Here is a 21,928-nt window from a genome sequence, read left to right on the forward strand (position 1 = left end):
GCCGTAAACCTACCGTTTTCATCTTCTCGTGCCCGGGAAACCTAAATTCAAGAACCACTCGCGCTACAACGACCGGGCCGTCTCCTCGAGGATCTTGATGCGCCTCGTGTTGTTCACGATGGTCCGAACGCGAGGAGGCTTGGGCACGGCTCAGCGGGGAGACCGACGGCGGTCTACGCTCGGGGTACGAACCCCGGAGGCGTCCAGCTTCCGCGCCGGATGTTCAGCCGATGCCCATCACCGCCGACCGCTCTCTCGCCGCGATCGAGCCCTCCAGCACGCTCTCGTGACTGTGAGCGGCTCGTGAGCTGCCTTCGCAGCTCAGCGAGCAGCGCCCCCACCACTGCGCCGCTCGTGTGCCGGAGCGGGCGGGCAGGCCGAAGGAGCGCCCCAGAACGCCGAAAGCCCGGCGACCCACGGGTCCCGGGCTCTCAAGCACCTATGCCAGCCGTTGTCCCGGCTGTCCCTGCCAGCCCCTCGGGCTGGCTTCCTCAATCATCTCGGGTGGGCCATGAAGGACTTGAACCTTCAGCCAATGGATTAAGAGTCCACTGCTCTACCAATTGAGCTAATGGCCCGAGTGAATTGTCAAACCGACTGAACCTGAAACAGCTCCCGGGATCTCGCCGGAACGCTTGAGTCGCCCGTTGAGCCCGGCACGCCCGGCCTGATTCGAACAGGCGACTTTCGGATTCGAAGTCCGACGCTCTATCCAGCTGAGCTACGGGCGCTCCTGCTCGCCCCTCGGCGGGGCTCGCGGAACGCTTCTAACCGCACCGGCGGCGATATGTCAAGACGTTGTAGCAACATGATGCGCAATTCTTAGGCCGCCACCACCGCCGAGCCCGGACGGATGCGCTCGACGGGCGCATCCCGTCGCTCCCTCCGTCGGCAGCACCCCGTCCGCCGGCGCCGATCGCGGCCAGCACAGCGCCCTCGGTGGGCGCGCCTGGCCCGGCACGGCGGCGTTTGGCCCGACGCGGCTGCGCCTGGCCCGGCGCGGCTGCGAAAGAATTTCTCTGTCCGCGGCGCCGCAGGGTAGGGTCCTGCCCGTCATGCCGCTGCTCCGCCCGCCCTCTCGGCGCTGCCTTGCGTCCCGAGGCCCCGTCGCCGCCCTCCTGCTCGCCCTCTCGCTCGCTGCGCCGGCCCAGGGCGCTCCCTCGACCTTCACGGGCGCGCAGCCGGCCGCGGCCGAGCAGCAGCCGGGCAAGAGCCCGCAGAACAAGCGCCGCGCCGCGCGGCGGAGCTCGGCCGACGGCGAAGGCGAGGCGCGGGCGGCGCGCAGCACCCGATCCAAGGAGAAGGCCCAGGAGCGGGCCAGCAAGAAGCGCGCGGCGAAGCGGGACGACGCGTCCCGCGCGGAGCGCGATGGCACCGCCGCCGACGCCGACGAGCGGAAGCCGCTGTCGAAGGGCGCTCCGAACCGCGGGCGGCTGACCGGCGCCGTGCGGCTCCGATCGTCGAGGCACCTCAAGGCACGCGAGGGCGCCAGGACGTGGGGGCTGCCCGTGCTCGTGAAGACGCTGCGGCGCGCCGCCTTCCAGGTGGCCAAGAAGCACGGCGACTCGGCGCTGCTCGTCGGCGATCTCTCCGCCAGGACGGGCGGCGCGCTCGACGGGCACAACTCCCACCAGACGGGGCGCGACGCCGACGTCGGGTTCTACGTCGTCAACTCGAAGGGCAAGACCCTCCGCATGGATCGGTTCGTGGCGTTCGACGACGAGGGCAACGCCATCGGCCTCCCCGGCGCGCGGTTCGACGACGCGCGCAACTGGGCGCTCGTCCAGGCGCTGCTCGAGGACCGGCAGGCAGGCGTCAAGTACCTGTTCGTGACCGACGCGCTGCGGGCGCGGCTGCTCGCGCACGCTGCGAAGAAGCGCGTCCCGGCAGACCTCCGGGCCCGGGCCGCGGCCGCGATGATGAGCCCCAGGGACGCCGACCTGCACAACGACCACTTCCACATCCGCGTGATGTGCCCTCCGTCGATGCGCGGCGCCTGCATCGAGGAGTCGCTGGCCCGCCCCGCGTGCGCCGATGAAGCGAAGCAGGCGCTCGCCTCCGGGGCGCCCGCGGCGACGGACACGGACATCTACGGCGAGCCTTCCACGGCGGCGCCGGCGGTGGCCGACGGGGCGCGCGCTGCAGCGACACCGGCGGGTGCCGACGGAGCGCGCGCGACACCGGCGGCCGCGATCGCGCCGCCCGCCGCGGCCCCAGGCGCTCGCCCGATCGCCGCGCCCCGCTGACGTCCGCCCGCGCTCAGGCCGCCGGCGTGGCCCCAGGCGGCGCGGCGCCGTCCGCGAGCTCCACCACGACCGGCGCGTGATCGGAGGGGCGCTGGAGCTCCCGCGGGCGCGTGTCGATCGACACATCGGTGCAGCGCGCGGCGAGCGGGCGCGTCACCAGCGCCAGATCGATGCGGAGGCCCTTGTTGCGCCTGAACGCGCCCATCCGGTAGTCCCACCAGCTGTACGCCTCCTTGGCGGGGTGGCAGGCGCGGAACGCGTCCACGAGCCCCCACTCCATCAGGCGCCCCAGCGCGGCCCGCTCGTCCGGATGGAAGAGCACCTGCCCCTCCCACTTCTTCGGCTCGGCGACGTCGATCGCCTCGGGCGCGACGTTGAAATCGCCGCAGATCACGATCTCCTGATCCGGACGGTAGCGCGCCTCGAGCTCGCTCCGCAGCCGCTCCAGCCACGCGAGCTTGTAGGCGAAGGCCGGCGTGCCCACCGCCTGGCCGTTGGGCACGTAGACGTTGATGACCCGGATCCCCTCGATCGTCGCCGCCAGCATCCGCCGGGCGACGTCCTGCTCGTCGCCGTCGAGGCCCTTCTTCACGTCGTCGACCGAGAGGCCGAAGCGCGTGGCGATCGCGACCCCGTTGTAGGACTTCTGGCCGAAGACGACCGAGCGATAGCCCACCTCGGAGAGCGCGGCCTCGGGGAAGCTGCCGTCCTCGACCTTCGTCTCCTGCATGCAAACGACGTCGGGCGCGGCGCGGACCAGCCAGCTCGTGAGCTGCTCGAGCCGCGTGCGGATGGAGTTCACGTTCCAGGACGCGATGCGCATAGGTCCTCCGGGCGATAGCGGATGAAGAGGCGGGCGGAAAGCCTGGTCCAGGGGCACGCGTGGGGTTCACGGCTCCCGGTCATGGTCATAAGCCCGCCCGCATCACGTCGAAGAGTCCCTCCGGATCGTCGACGTGGAGCCAGTGGCCGGCGCGCGGGAGCACGTGGACCGAGAGCCAGGGCGCGCGCGCCGCGAGCGCCTCGAAGCGGTCGCGCGAGGCCGGCGAGATCGACGCGGATCTGCCGCCGAGGACGACGTGGATGCGCCGCTCCTCCACGCCCGGGCCGGCCGGCGCCGGCGGGTCCTCCAGGACGTGCCACAGATCGCGGGCGAAATAGTCGGTGAGCAGCTCGTCCAGGATGTCGAGGTCGAGCCGGATGCGGAAGCCGTCGCCCTCGCGGCGGACGTTCATCGCCAGCCAGTCCGCGATGCCGCGGCTGAACCCGGCGGCGTGCACCGCCTCGAGGAACGCCTCGCGCGACGGGATCGGCTGCGGGATCGCGCGGAGCATCGCGAGCACGCCGGGGCTCTCCGATCCGCTCTCGCCGGCGGGCCTCGCGCTCGGATCGGCGTCGAGGATGAAGCCGCGCTCGATCCCCATCGGCCGGCGCTCGAGATAGGCGAGCGCCACCTTCCCGCCGAACGAATGGCCCATCACGCCGCGGATATCGAGGCCGAGGCGGTCGCCCAGCCGGAGAAGATCCTCCGCGGCCGCCGCGATGGTGTGCGGCGCAGGCGGGCTCTGCGACATGCCGTGGGCCCGCAGGTCGACAAGGATGAAGCCCCACGGCCGGGCGGCGGCAGGAGGCGCGCCCTCGGCGGCTTGCGCCTCGGCGAGGCGTCGGATGAAGGTGCGCCAGTTGGCGCCCGAGCCGAAGATGCCGTGCAGCACGAGCATCCAGCGGGCAGGCGCCGCGGAGGGGGCGGAGACGAGGGCGTGGTGGGGCACGAAGCCGGCGTGTGCGTTCATGGCTCTCCGGACCGCGCGAGCGCGCGGCCTGCGCCTAGCGCTAGCATGGACCCATGGCCAAGAAGCCCCCCATCGCGCCGCCGAGCGCGGGCGCCACCGAAGACGAGGGCATCCAGCCGGCGAAGAAGCCCGAGCAGTTTCACGGCTCGGCGCTCGCCGGGGCCAGCTTCGACGACGTCGACCTTCGCAACGCGCGCCTGCACAACGTCTCGCTCGCGGAGGCCGAGCTCGACGACGTCGACCTTCGCAACGCGCGCCTGCACAACGTCTCGCTCGCGGAGGCCGAGCTCGACGACGTCGACCTTCGCGACGCGCGCCTGCACAACGCGACCCTCGCCGGCGCCTCGCTCGACGACATCTCGCTCGCCCGCGCGCGCATCGACGACGCCGACGCCGCCGAGACCCGCTGGTCCGACGCGAGCCTGCGCCGCGCTCGCTTCGAGGGGTCGGACCTCCGCGAGGTCGAGATCGTCGGCTGCGCGATCGACGGGCTCACCATCGACGGCGTGCGGATCGATCGCCTGCTCGAGGAGGCGAAGGATCGATCACGCGCGAGCCAGGCCCCGAAGGCCACCGAGAAGGAAGCGCCGCCGAAGAAGCCGAAAAGGGAGCGAAAACCGTAGCGTACCACCCGCGGAGCGAGCGGGCAGCGCCCCGCGCGACCGCGGGCGGTTACGCCTCGATGAGCCCGGTGCGGACTGCGATGCGGGTCAGCTCGACCGCGCTCTTGCACCCGAGCTTCGCGTAGATGCGCACGCGGTGGGTCTCCACCGTCTTCGGGCTGATCGTCAGCCGCGCGGCCGTCTCGCGCGTTGACACGCCGGCCGCGAGCAGCCGCAGGACCTGGCGCTCGCGCGGCGTCAGCGCGTCGAGGCCGCCGGAGCCCTCGCTCGCCGGCTTGCGCATCGCGCGCACCACAGCCCCCGCGATGCTCGAGGAAAGCGGCGCTCCACCGGTCGCGATCCGGCGGATGCCCTCGATGACCTCCTCGAGCTTCGAGGTCTTCACGAGATACCCCTGCGCTCCCGCGCGGAGCGCCTCGGCGACGCGGAACTCGTCGTCATACCCGCTCAACACGAGGAGCTTCGCCTGAGGCAGCTGCGCTCTCAGCGCCCCGAGGAGCTCGATGCCGTCCCGGTCGGGGATGTTGAGATCGACGAGCACGACGTCCGGCTTGCAGCTCGCCGTCTCGCGCAGGGCATCGGCCGCCGTCCCGGCCTGGCCCACGACGACCATGTCGGGCTCGTCCGAGAGCGCTCGAGCGAAGCCTTCGCGAACGACGGGGTGATCGTCGATCAGATAGATGTGCAGCTTGCTAGCAGGGGTTTCCGCCATGATGACCACAGGGGGATTGGAGTGTCCTTCGGACCACAATTCGATACCCGTGAGCAGTTCAAGTCAAGCTGCTCGGGTCGTCCTGGGAGGAACCTTACAGGGGTATCAGGTGCTCAACGATCTGCAAGGAGCGGCGCGGCGGCAAGCCCAATTGGTGAGGAAAACTCCGTCCTGAGCGAGTTTCGGAGCTCGACGGAGATCCGCGCGACGTGGAATGCGCAACGGAGGACGTGACGGGAGGTGCAACGATGCGTCCAGAGCGGCCTGCGCATGCGGTCGCGGCAACCCTCTGGTATCCTTCGCGCGCCTCATGCGCCGGAATGGCCAGCGATCCAGGGAAATACGATGAGCTCGCCGGTCCCCGCTCCCGGCCCGGCCGCCACCTCCTCGCCGCGCGCGGCCGCGGAGATCTTCGTCGTCGATGACGACCCCGCGCTCGTCGAGTCGCTTCTCGACCTGCTCTCCGACGAGGGCTACCGCGTTCAGGGCTTCACGCGGCCGCTGGAGGCGCTCGATCGCCTCGCCCGCGGCGCGCGGCCGCGGGCGGTCCTGCTCGACTACATCATGCCCGAGATGACCGGCGACGAGTTCCTCGCCGCGCTCGCCGCCGCGGGCGTCGAGGTGCCCGTCCTCCTGCTCTCCGGCGTGAACGAGCCCAGCATCCGCGGCGCCGTGGCCGGTGTGCTGGCGAAGCCCTTCGACGTCGACCGGCTCCTGCTCGTGCTCGATCGCCTGACCGGCGCCGTGCAACGCTAGCGCACCGACGCCACGGCCCTCCGATCCCGGCTCGCACAGGCGCGGCGGCACGCTCCTCGCGTCCCCTGGCCCCCAGGAGAAGCCGAGGATGTCGTCGCTGCTCGTAGAAGACAGCGCCACCGGGCAAGCCGTCCTCGCGCGAGGCGGATCGGGCAACCCCGCCATCGCGAACGCGCCGGCAGCCGCGATCAAGCTGCCGGCCGAGCTGCACCACCGCTTCCGCTTCATCGCGATCGACGCAGGCCTCCTCGGGGAGGCGGTCGACGGCGCCGCGGCGCTGCTCGACGCGCTGCTCGCGATGGGGGTGCGCGTGGCGCTCTTCACCGACGAGGCCATGCCCCACCTCGCTCGGCGGCTCGCTCGCGGCGTGCGCGCCGAGAACCGCAGGCGGCTCTTCCTCGGCGCGCTCGAGGGCGCGGAGCTCCACGGCTTCGATCGCCGCGGCGCCGCGGTCGCGCTCGCCGCCCGCGCGGAGCCGGACGGGCGCTCCGCCGTCGCCGCGCTGCTCGCTCACGTGATCGCGCCGCTCCGCATCGAGCCGCACGATCGGCTCGCGATCTCGCCGGAATCACAAGACTCACGCGAACCACACGACTCACGCGACGGCGCGACGGCCGGAGGGGCGCGCGGCCTCCGCGGCGCGCCGGAGCTCGCGGGCGCCGTCCATGCGACGGCCGGCGCGCAGCGGCTCCACGAGATCCTCGCGCTCCAGCGGGATCTCGAGGGCGAGCTCGGCTCCCTCGCGGCGCCCCGGGACGCCGCGTGGATCATCGAGGAGCCAGGGTTCGACGTCGCGCGCGAGCACGAGATCGAGTCGCTGCTCGCGATCGCCAACGGCTACCTCGGCTCGCGCGCGTCGCTGCCGGAGGGGTCGAGCGTGTCGCGGCCCGCGACGTTCATCGCGGGCGCGTTCGAGCCCTCGGCCGACGTGAGCCGCGTGCCGGAGCTCGTCATCGCCCCCGACTGGGGCCGGCTGAGCGTCGCCGTCGAGGGCGACTCGTTCTCCGCGGAGGCGAGCGGCGTGCTGCACCACCGCCGCGCCCTCGACATGAGGCGGGGCGTGCTGCTGCGCGAGTGCCTGCGGCGCGGCGAGGGAGGCCACCTCACGCACCTGCACACGCTCCACGCGGCGTCGCTCGCGAACCGCCACGTCCTCATGGAAGCGCTCAGCATCGCCCCCCTCAACTTCACCGGGACGATCCGCGTCGACGCGATCCTGAGCGGCGACGTGAAGAGCGCGAGCGGCGCGGCGCACTGGGCCGGCTTCTCGGCGGACGCGGGCGCGAAGAGCCTGCTGCTCGTCGGGCACACGCACGGCGGTCTCGTCACCGCGATGACCTCGCACCTGCGGGAGCTCCCGGAGCAGGCCCCGGAGAGCTCGCCCCCGCTCGAGGCCCTCGAGGGCGCGCGCTGCGAGCGCACCACAGGCGCGCGATCCATCGCCGAGCGCTGCGACGTCGGCGTCCGCGTCGCCGAGCGGCGCCGCCTCTTCCGGACGACGACGCTGCACACGTCGCGCGACACGCCCGCGCCGCACGAGGCGGGCGAGGCGCTCCAGGACGAGCTGTCGAGCCGCGCCATGGCCGACGTGCTCGGCGAGCACACGCGGGCGTGGGCGGAGCGCTGGCGCCGCGCCGACGTCGAGATCGACGGCGCCCCCAGGATCGAGCGGGCCCTCCGGTTCGCGCTGTACCACCTCATCGGCGCGGCGAACCCGGACGACGCGCGCTGCTCCATCGGCGCGCGCGGGCTCAGCGGGGAGGCGTACCGCGGCCACGTCTTCTGGGACACCGAGACCTTCCTCGTCCCGTTCTACACGCACTGCTACCCCGAGGCCGCCCGCGCGCTGCTCCTCTACAGGCACCGCACCCTCGCCGGCGCGCGCCGCAAGGCGAAGGCGCTCGGCTACGAGGGCGCGCTCTACGCGTGGGAGTCGGCGGACACGGGCGACGAGACCACGCCGGCGCTCGTCGTCACGCCGTTCGGCGAGGTGATCCGGGTGCTCTCCGGCGAGCAGGAGCACCACATCAGCGCCGACATCGCGTACGCGGTGCACGCGTACGTCCGCGCGACCGGTGATCTCGACTTCCAGCGCGGCGAGGGGGCCGAGATCCTGATCGAGACGGCGCGCTTCTGGGCGAGCCGCGCCGAGCTCGGGCCGGATGGCCACGCCCACATCCGGCGGGTGATCGGGCCGGACGAGTACCACGAGACCGTGGACGACAACGCGTTCACGAACTGGATGGCGCGGCACAACCTCCGCGTCGCCGCCGCGCTCGTCCGGCGCGACGTCGCGCGCGCGGACGTGCTCGCGCGGCTCGATCTCCGGCCCGACGAGCCCGATCACTGGCGCGACGTCGCGGACCGCCTGCTCCTCGGGATCGACCCGCAGACCGGCCTGATCGAGCAGTTCGCGGGCTACTTCGGCCTCGCGCCGTTCTCCATCGCCGACTACGCCGTGCGCAGCGCGCCGGTCGACGTCCTGCTCGGGCGCGAGCGGACGCAGGCCTGCCAGGTCGTGAAGCAAGCGGACGTCGTGCAGCTCATCGCGCTGCTCTGGAGCGCGGTGCCCGCGAGCGCCCGGCGCGACAACTTCCTCTACTACGAGCCGCGCACCGCCCACGGCAGCTCGCTGAGCCCCAGCGCCCACGCGCTCGTCGCCGCCCGGCTCGATCTCCACGCCCACGCCGAGCGCTACTTCGAGCAGACCGCCGACATCGACCTCGGCAACACGATGGGCAACGCCGCGGGCGGCGTGCACATCGCCGCCATGGGCGGCCTCTGGCAAGCCGTCGCGTTCGGCGTCGCCGGCGTCACGCGCGTGCCGCGGAGCGCGCTCTCGGAGGCGCTCCCCCACGCGCCGCCGTGCCCCGACGAGGACGAGGCGATCGGGATCGAGCCGCACCTCCTGCCGGGCTGGCGGCACCTCAAGATCCCGATCGCCTGGCGAGGCCGCGCCCTCGAGATCCACGTGGAGGACGGGGCGGTCGAGGTCGCGCTGGAGGGGAGCGCGCCGCTGCCGATCTGCCTGCTCGACGCGGGCGCGCCCGCCTGCGCCGTGCTGGCCGAGCCGGGCCGCCGCTATGCGGCGCGGCGGCTGGGCGGCCGCATCACGCCATGGGAGGAGGTCACGCCATGCTGAGCGCCGTACGCGGGTCCCCGGTCGGGCTCGGGGCGCCGCCCGGGCCGGCGCCCGCGGCCGAGCCGCCCCCTGGTGCGTTCGAGGAGGCCGACGAGCGCCCGCCGCAGAGCGGCTTGCAGCGCAGAAGCGTGGTCGTCGCGCTCCACGGCCGCCGCGCCCACCTCGGCGCCGTCGCGCTCGGGCGGCTCATCGCCCACGGGCTCGAGGCCCCGCTGCGCGGGCTGTGCCTCTGCAAGGAGCCGATCGACGCGAGCGAGGTGCCGGCCCACTTCGGGATCGCCCCGGAGGCGCTGCAGGGCATGGTGCTGGACGTCGAGGCGAGCGACGATCCGGCCGGCGCGCTCGCGTCGGCGGTGGCGAGCTACGGGACCGCGCTCGTCATCGTGGCCTCGCACGCGGACGATCCCACGGACGAGCGCTTCGGCGTCGGCCGGCTCGCGGCGCGCGCGCTGGAGTCCACCGCGCTCGGCGTCGTCATCCTCCGTGAGGAGCCCTCCCCGCCGCGGCTACAGCGCATCCTGCTGCCGCTCGACGGCACCCCCAGCACGGCCAGCGCGATCACGCCCGTCGGGGAGGTCGCCCGCAAGCTCGGCGCCGAGCTCGACATCGTGATGGTCGGCTGCGCCTCGCCGCGGGAGGCCGCGGACGACGGGCCGCCCGTGTCGACGCCCCTGCCCTCCGAGCCGGGCGCGATGGTGGCGCCCCTCTACGTCGACCAGCCGCAGCACGAGTGGCCCGCGTTCACCGAGGAGTTCCTGGCCCGGTTCCTGAGCGCTATCGGGCACTGCCCGCACGGCGTCTCCACGCGGTTCTTCCTCGGCAAGGGCGAGCCGGCGGCGGAGATCGCGCGCCTCGCCTGGCAGCTGGCGAGCGACCTCGTAGTGCTGGTCTGGCACGGGCAGCTCGCCGATCACCATGGCGGCGTCATCCGCGACGTGCTCGCCCGGGCGCCGTGCCCCGTGCTGGTCCTGCGGCGCTAGCGCGCGCCCCGCGTGACGCGCCCCAGCGGGGGCGAGGCGCCCCCTCGCGGCCTTCGATCGGCGCGCGGGCGCGCCGCCGGGCGGGCTCCACGCCAACGGACAGCGAAAGGCGCTATGGTGCGCCGCCATGGTCTCCCGGAAGCTGCCCCCCAGCGAGTGCCGCAAGATCGTAGAGCCTCAGAGCTTCCGCTTCTCCACGACGGACGAGGTCGCGCCGCTGTCGGCGGGCATCGGGTCGCAGGAGCGCGCCCTCGCCGCGCTCGCCTTCGGCCTCGACATCCGCCAGCCCCGCTTCCACGTCGTCGTCGTCGGCGCGCCCGGCACGGGCCGCACGTTCTGCGCTCGCGCTGTCGCGAAGCGCATCGCGGCGAGCCGTCCCACGCCCGACGATATCCTCCTCCTGCCGAACCCGCACCGCCCGAGCGAGCCGACGGTCCTGTCGCTGCCGCCCGGCGAGGGGCGCCCCTTCGTCGAGGCGATGGAGGAGCTCCACGAGAAGCTCGTCGACGCCCTGCGCGGCGCGACCGAAGGCGAGCGCTTCAAGCAGGCGCGCGGCAAGATCCAGCGCCGCGTGAACGCGGAGGAGCGGCGGCTCGAGGAGCAGCTCAAGTCCGCGGCGCGCGAGCTCGGCCTCGACCTCGTGCGCGGCGAGGACGAGGTGCAGATCACCTCGATCGAGGACGCCGCCAACGCGCCGGACGGCGAGGCCCTGCTCGCCATCGCCGGCTCCATCGAGGAGTTCGAGATGCGGCTCGCCACCGTGCAGGACGAGGCCGACGTCGAGCTGCGCGGCGTCGTGAAGCAGCTGCTCAGCGACGGGGTGAAGGGTTGCTTCCAGCCGGTGCGCGCGCGCTTCGAGGGGCGCGACGACATCAGCGCCTTCCTCGCGGACGTCGAGACGGTCGTGTCGAAGGAGTTCCGCCTGCTCGTCGACGAGGCGCGCGGCGAGGAGGGCGGCGCGACGCTCCCGCGCGGCGTGGTCGTCCCGACGCTCCTCACGGAGCACACGCCCGACTCCGGCGCCCCGGTCGTCGAGGTCCCCTACCCCACGCTGACCGCCCTGTTCGGCCGCACCCACGCGCCGCCCGACTCCGGCTTCCCGCCGGAGCCCGGCTTCGCGGTCGCGGGCGCCCTCCACGAGGCGGCCGGCGGCTTCCTGATCCTGCCCGCCGGCGCGCTCCTCAAGAACGAGGCGCTCTACGAGCAGCTCAAGGCCTGCCTCCTCGCGGGCAAGTTCATCGTGCCCGAGCACAACCCGTCGTACTTCCGCGGCACCGCGGAGGAGCTGCTCTTCCCGCCGATCTCGATCGACGTGAAGGTCGTCCTCGTCACGAACCCGCAGCTCTACCAGGACCTGCACGACGCCGATCCGGAGTTCTCGCAGCTCTTCAAGGTGCAGGCGCGCTTCGAGACGACGATCTCGCTCGATCAGGCGCTCCTCACGTACCCCGCGTTCCTCGCCGGCTTCGCGCACGATCGCGGCCTCCCGCCGATCACGGCCGACGGCGTGACCGCGCTCCTCTTCCACGGCGGCCGCCTCGCGGAGAGCCAGACCAAGGTGAGCGCCCAGGTCGGGCTCATCGCCGAGGTCGCGACCGAGGCCGGCTACCGGGCCCAGCGCCGCGGCCGCAAGGTGGTCGACGGCCCCGAGGTCAACGAGGCGCTCGAGGCGGCGCGGCGCCGCGGGAGCCATTTCCGCGATCACGTGCACGAGCTGCTCTCGGACGGGACGATCCGCATCGACGTGACCGGCCGGCGCGTCGGGCAGGTCAACGCGATCTCGGTCCTGTCCGACGGCCCGCAGACGTTCGGCCGCCCGTGCCGGGTGACGGCGGTCGTCTACCCGGGCCTCGAGGGCCCGGTGAACATCGCGCGCGAGGTCGAGATGTCCGGCCCGCTCCACAGCAAGGGCGTGCTGGTCCTCACGGGCTTCATCGCGGCCCGGTTCGCCCAGCACCGCCCGCTCTCGTTCGGCGCCTCGCTCGTCTTCGAGCAGACGTACGAGCCCATCGAGGGCGACAGCGCCTCGTCGAGCGAGCTGTACGCGCTCCTGTCAGCGCTCTCCGGCGTCCCGATCCGGCAGGAGCTCGCCGCGACGGGCAGCATCGATCAGCAGGGGAGCATCCAGCCCGTGGGCGGCATCAACGAGAAGATCGAGGCCTTCTTCGATCTGTGCGCCGCCAAGGGCCTGACGGGCGAGCAGGGCGTGCTGATCCCGAGCGCGAACCGCGACGCGCTCATGCTGCGGGGCGACGTCGTGACGGCGATCGAGGCCGGCCGCTTCCACGTGTTCGAGGTGAGCTCCGTCGAGGAGGGCATCGAGATCATCACCGGCGTCCCTGCGGGCGTCGCCGACGCGGACGGGAGGTACCCGGAGGGGACCGTGTTCCACGCGGCGGACCAGCGGCTCGAGCGCTTCCACCAGGCGATCGCCGACACGCTGAGGAGCGGGACGAGCGTGGATCCTCGGCGCGTGCTCAGGGAGCGCTGAAGAGGACCGATGGCACCGAAGCGCACGGCCGACCCCGCGCCGATCCGCGCCGGAGCCCGCCGATGATGCGACGGCCGATCCTGCTCGCGGCGGCCGGCGCCGCGGCGCCTCTGCTGGCGTGGGGCGCGCTCGCCCGGTGGCGTGGCGGGTCGCTCTCGCTCGGCGCCGCCTGCGCGGCCGCCGCCGTGATCGCGCTGCTTGTCCTCCTCGGCGGCGACGTCCGGCGGCTGATCGCCGCGAGGCCCGGTCGATCCTCGCGCGAGGCGCCCGCGCCTCGGCTCCCGCGTCCGGGGCAGCCGGCCGCGCGCCGCGCGGATCGCGCCTCGATGCCGCCGACCGAGCTCGGCGATCCGCGGATCATCTACGCCTTTGCGGCCCAGGCCGTCGGTCAGTCGCTCGCCTGGGAGGGGAGCTACAAGGCGGCGGCCGCCTCGCTGCGCGACGTGCCTCGCGACTGGATACCTCCGCAGGTCCGGGTGCTCGTCATCAGCAACCTCGCCCAATGGCAGCTCTGCGCTGGCGACATCGAGTCCGCCCGGCGGCTCCTCCCGGACCTGGACGAGCAGCGCGCGCCAGCGTCGGCGCGGCCGCTCGTGCGGGGAGCGCGTGCCGCGGTGCTCGTGCGCACGGGTGACGTCGAGGGCGCGCTCTCCCTGGTCGGCCTCCGCGATGGCGAGCGGGAAGAGCCCACCGAGGTGCGCCAGCGCTACCGCATCACCCGCGCGCACGCGCTCACCGCGCTCGGCGAGCCCGCCGCCGCGCGCGCGGAGCTCCGCCGGGTGGTCGATGACGTCGGCGTCGACGAGCTCTGCCGCTGGATTCCCGCGGGCGGACCCGCCCGAGCCACGATGATCGAGCTCATCGACGAGGGCTGACGGATCCGCGCGTTTCCTACCTTCCGCGCCGCCCGGGCCTGGCCTCGCCGAGGAGCCAGAGTGGTGATGAGCTCCGCTCCTCGCCGCGCGCTCACTCCCTCCTCGACGCCGGCGCGCCGCCGCGAGGGCGCGACTCGCCAAGCGCGGATCTCGAGTCGCTCGAGTCAGGCGCAACTCGGATCGTCACGCCGCTTGTCAAGCGTCATTTCCCTGGTTTGTAACGCGGGAAGCCCCCCTCTGCTGGCTCCGGGCGCTCGAAGCCCACAGCGCGCATTGTGTGCGCTTCCCCAGGGATTTCGGATGGCGGTGGGGGACGCAACGTTGCGAGCGCCTGGCGGCTGGTAGAAATAGGATGCTGTACGCAAAGTGCATCGGGCCAGGTAGCCTTTTCGCGTCGACCGGGGGAGAACGCATGCCAACCTGTATGGGTGGCCAATGAGGGTGGAGGCGCCACGGGGGGTGATCGGCGGGTGCTGCACCGGTTCAACCAGCCCCACGCGCCCCGTCATGGCGACTGCCCTCGCTCACAGGAGCCCGCCCCGGAGGCTCTCGTGAACCGCCCGTCGGACACGCCGTCCCACCGCATCCTGATCGTGGACGACAGCCCCACGTACCTGAACCAGGTCGCGGCGGCGATGCGCGACGAAGGCTACTTGCCGGTGCTCGCCCACTCAGGGGAAGAGGCGCTCGCGCGGCTCACGGTGGCGCGCATCGACGGCATTCTGCTCGACATGGTGATGCCGGGTCTATCGGGCCCGGCCACGTGCCTCCGCATCAAAGCGAACGCCTCGTGGCGGCCGATCCCGCTGCTGATGCTCACGGGCCGCGACGACCACAAGGCGATCCTCGACGCCCTCTCGGCCGGCGCCGACGATTTCGTGACGAAGACGGGCGAGCTCACGGTGCTCAAAGCGCGCCTGCGCGCCCAGCTGCGCAGGAAGCATTACGAGGACGAGAACCGCAGGATGCGCGAGCTCCTCCTGCGCCGGGAGATGGAAGCGGCAGAGGCGCGCGCCGACCGGCGCCTCAAGCAAAGCGAGGAGCGTTTCCGCCTCATCGTGGAGGGCGTCCAGGACTACGCCATCTTCATGCTCGACCCCGCGGGCCGCATCGCCAGCTGGAACCCGGGCGCAGAGCGCATCAACGGCTACCGGGCCGACGAGATCATCGGCTGCCACTGCTCGGTCCTCTTCCCGCCGGAGGACGTCGAGCTCGGCAGGCCCGCCGCAGAGCTCGAGTCCACCGTGGAGACCGGCCGCTCGATCCAGGAGGGCTACCGCGTCCGCAGGGACGGCACCCGCTACTGGGCGAACGAGGTGATCAGCGTGCTCTTCGACGAGGCCGGGCAGCTGCGCGGCTTCGCGAAGGTCACCCGCGATGTGACGGAGCGCCGCCGCGTCCACGAGGCGCAGCGCATCCTCGTCTCCGCCGGGCAGATCCTCGGCGAGTCGCTCGATTTCGAGGAGACGCTGCGGCGCGTGGTCCGCGTCGCGCTCCCCGACTTCGCGTCGATCTGCGTGCTCCTGTTGCAGGACGAGTCCGGCGCTATCGATCGGCAGGTGACCGCCCACGCGGATCCGTCGATGGCGATGGCGACCGAGCTCCTCGGCAGGATCACGGCCGACTCCGCCGGGCGGGGCATCGGCAGGGTCCTGCGCACGGCGCAGCCGGAGCTCATCCCCAAGGTGACCGACTCGTTCGTCCGCGCGATCTCGTTCGATCAGGCGCACTACGAGGCGCTGCGCTCGCTCTCGCTCGCCTCGCACCTCACGGTCCCGCTGACGGCGCGCGGCCGCACGCTGGGCACGCTCTCGTTCGCCTCGACGCACCGGCGCTACGACGCCGTCGATCTCGACCTCGCGCAGGATCTAGCGCGGCGCGCGGCGCTGGCCGTCGACAACGCCCGGCTCTACCGGGAGGCGCAGCTCGCTGTGCGCGCGCGCGACGATTTCCTCACGATCGCCTCGCACGAGCTCCGCACGCCGCTCACGCCCATGCAGCTGCAGGTCGACGGCCTCCTGCGCGCCGGCAAGCGCGGCGGGCTCACCGCCGAGCGCGCCACGCCGCGGCTCGAGATGATCAAGCGCCAGGTCGAGCGGCTCGCCCGGCTCATCACGAACCTGCTCGACATCTCGCGCATCTCCGCGGGCCGCCTGCAGATCGAGCTCGAGGACGTCGATCTCGCGGCCACGGTGAACGAGGCGCTGGAGCGGTTCCGCGAGGAGCTCTGCGCCGCCGGCTGCCCCGTCAACCTGTCGGCCCCCGCCTCGATCGTCGGCCGGTGGGATCGCCTGCGGCTCGATCAGATCGTCACGAACCTCCTCTCGAACGCCATCAAGTACGGCGCCGGCAAGCCCATCGACGTCACGCTGGAGGACCTCGCGGACCGCGCCCGCCTGACGGTGCGGGATCGCGGCATCGGCATCGCCCCGGAGCAGCAGGCCCGCATCTTCGAGCGCTTCGAGCGCGCCGTCTCCAGCGAGAACTACAGCGGCTTCGGCATGGGGCTGTGGATCGTGCGGCAGATCGCCGACGCGCTCGGGGCGACGATCCAGGTCGACAGCCGGCCGGGCGAGGGGGCGACCTTCACCGTCGACCTGCCGAAGGAGCCTTCCTGACGTCCTCCGCGCCGCGCGCCGCGCGGCTACAGCGCCCGCCGGACCCTGCGGCGCTGCTCGATCATGTGCTGGGTGATCTGCTGCCTGCCCTCGGCGCGCTCCACCAGCGTCCACACGTTGTCGCCGCGCTCCCTGCCCGCGCAGTCGAGGAGCGCGTCGGCCGCCTGCTCGGCCGGGATGAGCCCGTCGTGTCGCCCCGGGAGCTCCACCACGGCGGCGCGCGTGCAGAGCCCGCCCATCGTGGCGAGCATCCCGCGCACGATCTCGCGGAAGATCGCCTCGTCGAACGCGTCGCGCCGGCCGGCGCCGAACAGGACGAGCTTGTCGAACGCCATGCGCGGCTTGCACGGGATCATGACGACCTCGCCGAGCTCGCCGGTGATCAGGCCCTGCCGCCTCAGCTCGGAGATCCGGCCGCCGAGCCGCCAGTCGCAGAGGCCGGCCACGCCGTGGACCGGCCGCGCGTCGCTGAACGGGGCGCACGCGAGCACCTCCGAGTCGAGCTCGTCGAGGCTCTGCAGGTCGGGGGAGATGAACCGTAGCTCCACGTGGATCAGACGCTGATCGCGCCCTTGCGGAAGTCGCTCTTCGCGATCTTCACGTTGACGCAAGCGGGCCTGCCGCACCGGAACGCCTCGTCCAGCGCGGGCCCGAGCTCCTCGACGCGCTCCACGCAGGCCCCGAAGCCGCCGAGCGCCTCGACCACGCGGTCGTACCGGGTGAAGTCGAGCGACGTCGCCGGCGCGCGGCCCTCGCCGTAGAGCTCCACCTGGCCCCTTCGGATCTGCGTCCAGGCCGCGTCGTTCCCGATCACGCTCACGACGGGGATGCCCTGGCGCACCATCGCCTCGAACTCGAGCGCGTGGAAGCCGAACGATCCGTCGCCGTACACGAGGACCACGTTCGCCTCCGGCCGCGCGAGCTTGGCCGCCATCGCGTAGCCCGGCCCCACCCCGAGGGTCCCGAGCGGGCCGGGGTCCATCCAGAGCTGCGGCCACTCGAGCTTCAGCACGTTCGCGGCCGTCGCCACGAAGTCCCCTCCGTCGCCGATGACGATGTCGTCCTTGCCGAGGCGCCTGCCGATCTCCGCGCAGACGCGCAGCGGGTTCGGCGGGTCGCCGTCGCTCGCGATCTCCGCCAGCATCTTCGCGCGCGATCGCTCCTCGGCCTCGCGCACGGCCGAGAGCCACGCCGCGGCCGTCTTGTCGGGCACCTCCGCGAGCAGCTGCTCCAGGACGACGCCGCTGTCCCCGTCGATCCCGAGGTCGACGCGGCGGTTCCTGCCGAGCTCGCTCCCGTCGAGATCGATCTGGACGACCTTGGCCGCCGGGCTGACGGCGCGGCCGTACTCGAGGCGGAAGTCGAAGGGGGTCCCGAGCACGACGCAGAGGTCGGTCTGCGAGAGCGCGAAGCGGCGCGAGCGGCTCATCAGCCCCGGGTGCGCGTGGGGCAGGGCGCCGCGGGCCATGCCGTTCAGGTAGAAGGGCGCCTTCACCGCGTCGGCGAAGCGGCGCAGCGCGTCGCGCCGCGGCGACCACCGGAGCTGGCTCCCGACGATGAACATGGGCCGCTCGGCCTCCCTCAGCATGGCCGCGGCCCGCGCGACGGCGGCCGGGTCTCCCCCGGGGCGAGGCGGGGCCGTGGGCGCGGTGGCCGGCGCGTCGTCGCCGGCGTAGTTCATCAGCAGGTCGAGCGGCATCTCGAGGAAGACCGGGCCTGGCACGTTCGCCTGGGCGACGCGGAAGGCCGAGTCCACGTACTCCTGGATGCGATCGGTCGATGGGACGGAGACGCTCCACTTCGAGATGGGGCGCATCAGCTCGACGTGGTTCATGTCCTGCAGCGAGCCCATGTCCGCGAGGGCGCGCGGGCCGGCGCCCCCGATGACGACCATCGGGACGCCCGCGCGCTGGGCGTTGGCGACGGCCGTCACCACGTCCGTGACGCCCGGCCCCGCGGTGACGGCGCACACCCCCGGCCTTCCGGTCACCCGCGCGTACCCGTCGGCGGCGTGTCCGGCGGTCTGCTCGTGTCGCACGTCGACCACCCGGATGCCGTCATCCAGGCACCCGTCGTAGATCGCCTGGATGTGCCCGCCGCACAGGGTGAAGAGGTGCGTCACCCCGTGCCTCGCCAGGGCCTTCGAGACGAGCCTGCCGCCGTGCACCTGCGCCATGGCGCCGGCATATACCATGTGCGACCCAGCGTCCTGCCGGCGAGCGGTCGGTTCGCGGCGCCGCCCGGGCGCGAGCGCGCATCGCCCTGGCCACGTCGCCCGCCCGGCCGCTCGGCGCCCCGAGTCGGCGCCCCGGGGCCGAGCCCCGGGTCACGCGCCGTCGGCCCCATGGCCGTCGCGCTGCGGCGCCGCGTCGAGGTGTCCACTCCTCAACATCACAGGAGCTGGCGGGTCGTGTCCGCCCGAAACCCTCATGTTCCGGGTGGTAGGCAAGTGTTCTTCCTAACCTCCCGACCTCGTCTGAGCTCTCTCGGGATCAGGGCACCACCCGCTTGCTGGCGCGGCGCCGCCTCCCTGACGGGTGATCCACGCTATCGTCCGATCAGCTCGGCTATCCGACCGCCGAGAAGGATAACCCCCCTTCGCAGGACGTCGCTGTAAAAATACAGCTCCGCTACAGCATCGACTCCGACCTTGGATGCGAGGTCGGCGCCCCACCGCAACGGCCGACGCCTTTGCGATCACGTACCCGACGCTGTTCTCTTCTATCCCGGCCACGAGATGATATAGTTGGAACCTTATTGCAGGTGCCAGCTCGACACCGCCACCTCTCTCGACCTCTCCCCGGTGCTCCTGCCCTGCAGCCGCCGGCGTGGGAGACGGCCCGGTCCTCTGCCGACGCGGCGATCGTGCCGCCGGCGACCACCTCCGCCGCCGGCGTTCCCCGCAACCTGCCGGAAACATTTCGAAGGGGACTCGATAAGCCGCGCCCCCGAGCTCCTGTGAGGAACGTAACCGGTTCATGGCCGTTGCGGCGCTCGGCGAGCACTGGGTGGTTGCCAACAAAGGGCGTGTCGAGCTCACCGAGCCCTCGCAGGGAGCGCGCGGCGCGCCCTGTCGCGACGCCTGGCGCGCGGCCGGAGAGGGCAGCAGGCACCGGGGGGCGGCTCCGGCCGATGGCCGCGTTGCCGGGGCTCGCCCGCCGCGCGGCGACGACACACGATCTCCATTACGTGTGCTCGCCAACTCCTTTGCGGCGTGCCGACCTCGACCGGCGGGAGGCGTCGAGCCGCTGCGGCGATCTGGGCAGCATCAGGGGTGAACACGAGCCATCTTGTGCGACGGTCTCGTGGACGCTGCCTTCACAACCTACGTCCCGAGCGGCGTCTACCACGTGTGCGCTGACTTCACCCGTCCGGGCATTCCTGACATCCGATCGCCATGTTGCTTTCACTGGTGTGCGCCGGGACCTTCTCCGTCCATGGTGCATCATTTCATTACTACGCGATCGCTCAGGGCATCACGCGCTCCTGTTGCAGCGCAAGGGAGGCCCGAATTCTCGGCGATTTTGCGCGAGGTCCCGCGGGGGCTGTCGTGCGCTGGCGCCTCCCCATCTCGCAGCGTTCATTTCAAATATCCTGCGCTCACAGAACGTTACCCGATACACCAAAATCACGCGTGACTGCTTACATGAGCTGGCGAGCTTGTTGTTTTTTTATTTCGGGAAGGCTCTGTATCGGTTATGCGGGATAAGAGGACGCGCAATCGCGCTTCGCTGGAGTAGCATCGTCCTATGTCGGAGCCCCCTAGTAGCAGTCAGTTGATCCGGATACCCATGGTGCTGGCGCTCGACTGCAGCCCCCATTTTCTGGCTCGTTGCCGGAGGGTTGCAGCGCGGGCTCGCTTCCTCGTCCGCTCCTGCGATGCGGCCTCGGCGTGGGGGGTGGCCGTCCGCCTCCGCCCGCTGGCGATCGTCTTGCCGAGCCACTTGCACGATCGTGCGCCGAAGACCTTCGAGTTGCTCGCGGAGGACGCGGGCGCGCGCCTCGTCGTCGTGGAGTCCGAGCAGCTGCCCGCGGGCGAGCTGGAGGGGCACATCACCCACGCGATCGGCGAAGCGAGCCGCGCGCGCGGCGCCTAGAGCGACGGTCACCCGCTTCGGATACGGGCCCACCTCGACGTTTTCGGTGCTCAGCGCACCGGAGTGCGCTTGCGCGCCGAAAACGCCGATCTGGGCCCGTCTCCTGTGCGGGAGACCGCCGCTCTGCTGTGCATGGTGCAGAGGTGGGCGGAAACCGCTGTAGAGCGGGGGGCGGGTCCGTGCGCTGCGGGCTCGGCCGCCAGGCAGGCGCGGCCTGCTGCCGGGCGCCTCGGCCGCGCGCCTCAGTCGACGTGGACACCGGCGGTGAAGTGGAAGCCCCATGTGTGGTCGAGCGGCGGGCCGAGCTCCTCGTCGAAGGGCAGCAGCAGGCCCGTCCGGAGGAACGCGAGGTTGCGCTCGATCGCGAGGAAAGGCTCGATGGCCAGGACGTAGAGATTGCGGGCGACGGCGTGCCGGATGCTCACGTTGTCGAACGTGGGCAGCGCCATCCCTTGCACGCGCACGCCGCCGCCGATGCCGTGGCCGATCTGGAGCTCGACGGCGTGCTGGATCGCGACCTCGTACTCCTTGTTGCGGCCGAGCGGGATGTAGAGCACCGGCTCGAGCTGGAAGCGCCCGATCATCAGCGAGCCGACGTGGGCCTCGGCGCCGAGGCGCGCGTGGATGGGGAGGATGCTCGGGAAGTACTCGTGGAGATCCCAGTACGCCCGGCTGGCGCTGACGGGCTCGTAGCTGGCGTGGTCGTGGGTCTTGCCCGAGAGCGTCGCCAGCCCGACGTCGCCGCCTACCGTGAGCCAGAACGTCCGGCCGACGCGGGCGACGTGATGGGCGCCGAGCGTCACGTTGCCGAGCACGGCGTCGGTGCGCTCGGCCATCGCGAGCCCGAACGGGAGTCGGACATCGAGGAACGTGTGCGGGGCGAACGGCATACGGGCGAAGAGGGCGACCGAAAGCCCGGAGACCTCGCCGTCGCCGCCGGTGAACGAGGAGGTCTCCAGGCCGATCGCGCCACGCCGGCTCAGCGGGACGATCCCCTCGTCGATCGCTCTGCCGCCTCCCGACGCGCGCCCGGGCGGCGGCCCCAGCTCGGCGTCCGAGAGGGACACGGCCCAGGACGCCGGCGTGCTGCCCTTGCGGCCCGCCTCCGGCCCGCCCGCCTTCCGGTCCGGCGGCGCCGAGTCCGAGGGCGGCCCGGCTGCTCCCGGCGCGGTTTGCGCCTCTGCCGGCGCGAGCGGCGAGGCGTCTGGCTCAGGTGCGCCCGCTCCGGGCGCGCCGGGTTCCGGGGGCTGCGGTGGCCCGCCGGGCAACGGCGTCGCGGGCGGCTGCGGTGCGCCTGAGGCAGGCGGCTGCGGTGCGCCCGGCGCCGGCGTCACGGACGGCTGCGGTGCGCCCGGCGCCGGCGTCACGGACGGCTGCGGTGTGCCCGGCGCCGACGTCGCGGGCGGCTGCGGCGTCGCTGGTCGCTGCGGTGTGCCCGGCGCCGGAGGCGTTCCCGCCGACGCGGAGGGCGCAGGGCTAGCTGCCGGGCGAGACGTCGCGGGCTGCGCAGCAGACGACGCGACCACGAGGGTCGCCGCCAGCCAGGAAAGCGAGGACAAGACCAGGATTCGACGTGGCATCGTGTCTCCTTGGAG

General features: G+C 72.5%; 15 protein-coding genes and 2 tRNA genes. 9 read left to right on the forward strand and 8 right to left on the reverse strand.

Annotated features, from left to right (window positions below):
• Positions 1 to 505 precede the first annotated feature (505 nt).
• Positions 506 to 578: transfer RNA gene (locus tag WMF14_RS43710), tRNA-Lys, on the reverse strand.
• Between the two features lie 79 nt (positions 579 to 657).
• A tRNA-Arg gene (locus WMF14_RS43715) sits at positions 658 to 731 on the reverse strand.
• 324 nt (positions 732 to 1,055) lie between these two features.
• Here WMF14_RS43715 and WMF14_RS43720 point away from each other — a divergent pair.
• Complete coding sequence (locus WMF14_RS43720; protein ID WP_437796356.1) at positions 1,056 to 2,246, forward strand: penicillin-insensitive murein endopeptidase; 1,191 nt, start codon at positions 1,056 to 1,058, stop codon at positions 2,244 to 2,246.
• Positions 2,247 to 2,259: 13 nt separating this feature from the next.
• On the opposite strand, the gene xth is transcribed toward WMF14_RS43720, so the two are convergent.
• Positions 2,260 to 3,069, reverse strand: a complete 810-nt coding sequence (gene xth / locus WMF14_RS43725) for an exodeoxyribonuclease III (protein WP_437796357.1) — start codon at positions 3,067 to 3,069, stop codon at positions 2,260 to 2,262.
• Between the two features lie 85 nt (positions 3,070 to 3,154).
• Positions 3,155 to 4,039, reverse strand: coding sequence for an alpha/beta fold hydrolase (locus WMF14_RS43730; RefSeq protein WP_437796358.1), 885 nt, complete (start codon positions 4,037 to 4,039; stop codon positions 3,155 to 3,157).
• Between the two features lie 53 nt (positions 4,040 to 4,092).
• Between WMF14_RS43730 and WMF14_RS43735 the strand changes: the two genes are divergently transcribed.
• A complete protein-coding gene (locus tag WMF14_RS43735; RefSeq protein ID WP_437796359.1) occupies positions 4,093 to 4,662 on the forward strand; it encodes a pentapeptide repeat-containing protein in 570 nt (189 codons plus the stop codon).
• 49 nt (positions 4,663 to 4,711) lie between these two features.
• Here WMF14_RS43735 and WMF14_RS43740 read toward each other — a convergent pair whose 3' ends face one another.
• Entirely contained in the window at positions 4,712 to 5,374 is a 663-nt protein-coding gene (locus WMF14_RS43740; protein WP_044970202.1) for a response regulator, read from the reverse strand.
• Positions 5,375 to 5,719: 345 nt separating this feature from the next.
• Between WMF14_RS43740 and WMF14_RS43745 the strand changes: the two genes are divergently transcribed.
• The 6 genes from WMF14_RS43745 (at position 5,720) to WMF14_RS43770 (ending at position 16,236) form a co-directional block, all read left to right on the forward strand.
• Complete coding sequence (locus WMF14_RS43745) at positions 5,720 to 6,130, forward strand: response regulator (protein WP_437796360.1); 411 nt, start codon at positions 5,720 to 5,722, stop codon at positions 6,128 to 6,130.
• Between the two features lie 88 nt (positions 6,131 to 6,218).
• Positions 6,219 to 9,272, forward strand: coding sequence for a glycoside hydrolase family 65 protein (locus WMF14_RS43750; RefSeq protein WP_437796361.1), 3,054 nt, complete (start codon positions 6,219 to 6,221; stop codon positions 9,270 to 9,272).
• Positions 9,266 to 10,252, forward strand: a complete 987-nt coding sequence (locus tag WMF14_RS43755; protein WP_437796362.1) for a universal stress protein — start codon at positions 9,266 to 9,268, stop codon at positions 10,250 to 10,252. The genes WMF14_RS43750 and WMF14_RS43755 overlap by 7 nt, the downstream gene beginning before the upstream one ends.
• 127 nt (positions 10,253 to 10,379) lie before the next feature.
• A complete protein-coding gene (locus WMF14_RS43760) occupies positions 10,380 to 12,743 on the forward strand; it encodes an AAA family ATPase (RefSeq protein WP_437796363.1) in 2,364 nt (787 codons plus the stop codon).
• Positions 12,744 to 12,805: 62 nt separating this feature from the next.
• Positions 12,806 to 13,618 (forward strand): hypothetical protein, encoded by an 813-nt coding sequence (locus WMF14_RS43765; RefSeq protein ID WP_437796364.1) that lies wholly within the window; start codon positions 12,806 to 12,808, stop codon positions 13,616 to 13,618.
• A gap of 551 nt (positions 13,619 to 14,169) precedes the next feature.
• Positions 14,170 to 16,236 carry an ATP-binding protein gene (locus tag WMF14_RS43770; RefSeq protein WP_272101955.1) on the forward strand — a complete coding sequence of 689 codons (2,067 nt, stop codon included), beginning with the start codon at positions 14,170 to 14,172 and terminating at the stop codon, positions 16,234 to 16,236.
• 26 nt (positions 16,237 to 16,262) lie between these two features.
• On the opposite strand, the gene WMF14_RS43775 is transcribed toward WMF14_RS43770, so the two are convergent.
• Both WMF14_RS43775 and WMF14_RS43780 read right to left on the reverse strand, forming a co-directional pair.
• Complete coding sequence (locus WMF14_RS43775) at positions 16,263 to 16,784, reverse strand: M17 family peptidase N-terminal domain-containing protein (RefSeq protein ID WP_272101954.1); 522 nt, start codon at positions 16,782 to 16,784, stop codon at positions 16,263 to 16,265.
• Between the two features lie 5 nt (positions 16,785 to 16,789).
• Entirely contained in the window at positions 16,790 to 18,430 is a 1,641-nt protein-coding gene (locus tag WMF14_RS43780; protein WP_437796365.1) for a thiamine pyrophosphate-binding protein, read from the reverse strand.
• 1,582 nt (positions 18,431 to 20,012) lie between these two features.
• On the opposite strand from WMF14_RS43780, the gene WMF14_RS43785 reads away from it, so the two are divergent.
• The gene (locus tag WMF14_RS43785) at positions 20,013 to 20,333 is read left to right on the forward strand and encodes a hypothetical protein (RefSeq protein WP_272101952.1); all 321 of its coding nucleotides are present in this window, start codon (positions 20,013 to 20,015) and stop codon (positions 20,331 to 20,333) included.
• Between the two features lie 242 nt (positions 20,334 to 20,575).
• Here the strand turns inward: WMF14_RS43785 and WMF14_RS43790 are convergent, their stop codons facing one another.
• Positions 20,576 to 21,400: a hypothetical protein gene (locus tag WMF14_RS43790; protein ID WP_437796366.1), complete on the reverse strand. Its 825-nt coding sequence runs from the start codon at positions 21,398 to 21,400 to the stop codon at positions 20,576 to 20,578.
• Positions 21,401 to 21,928 lie beyond the last annotated feature (528 nt).

It is taken from the genome of Sorangium sp. So ce693, from assembly GCF_051521375.1.
GTDB classification, from domain to species: domain Bacteria; phylum Myxococcota_A; class Polyangia; order Polyangiales; family Polyangiaceae; genus Sorangium; species Sorangium atrum.

Excerpts from the sequence above, each read along its gene's own strand:
- WMF14_RS43730 (WP_437796358.1), bottom strand. The coding sequence starts at position 4,039 with ATGAACGCACACGCCGGCTTCGTGCCCCACCACGCCCTCGTCTCCGCC.
- WMF14_RS43720 (WP_437796356.1), top strand. The coding sequence starts at position 1,056 with ATGCCGCTGCTCCGCCCGCCCTCTCGGCGCTGCCTTGCGTCCCGAGGC.
- WMF14_RS43740 (WP_044970202.1), bottom strand. The coding sequence starts at position 5,374 with ATGGCGGAAACCCCTGCTAGCAAGCTGCACATCTATCTGATCGACGAT.
- WMF14_RS43755 (WP_437796362.1), top strand. The coding sequence starts at position 9,266 with ATGCTGAGCGCCGTACGCGGGTCCCCGGTCGGGCTCGGGGCGCCGCCC.
- WMF14_RS43735 (WP_437796359.1), top strand. The coding sequence starts at position 4,093 with ATGGCCAAGAAGCCCCCCATCGCGCCGCCGAGCGCGGGCGCCACCGAA.
- WMF14_RS43760 (WP_437796363.1), top strand. The coding sequence starts at position 10,380 with ATGGTCTCCCGGAAGCTGCCCCCCAGCGAGTGCCGCAAGATCGTAGAG.
- xth (WP_437796357.1), bottom strand. The coding sequence starts at position 3,069 with ATGCGCATCGCGTCCTGGAACGTGAACTCCATCCGCACGCGGCTCGAG.
- WMF14_RS43765 (WP_437796364.1), top strand. The coding sequence starts at position 12,806 with ATGATGCGACGGCCGATCCTGCTCGCGGCGGCCGGCGCCGCGGCGCCT.
- WMF14_RS43745 (WP_437796360.1), top strand. The coding sequence starts at position 5,720 with ATGAGCTCGCCGGTCCCCGCTCCCGGCCCGGCCGCCACCTCCTCGCCG.
- WMF14_RS43750 (WP_437796361.1), top strand. The coding sequence starts at position 6,219 with ATGTCGTCGCTGCTCGTAGAAGACAGCGCCACCGGGCAAGCCGTCCTC.
- WMF14_RS43780 (WP_437796365.1), bottom strand. The coding sequence starts at position 18,430 with ATGGTATATGCCGGCGCCATGGCGCAGGTGCACGGCGGCAGGCTCGTC.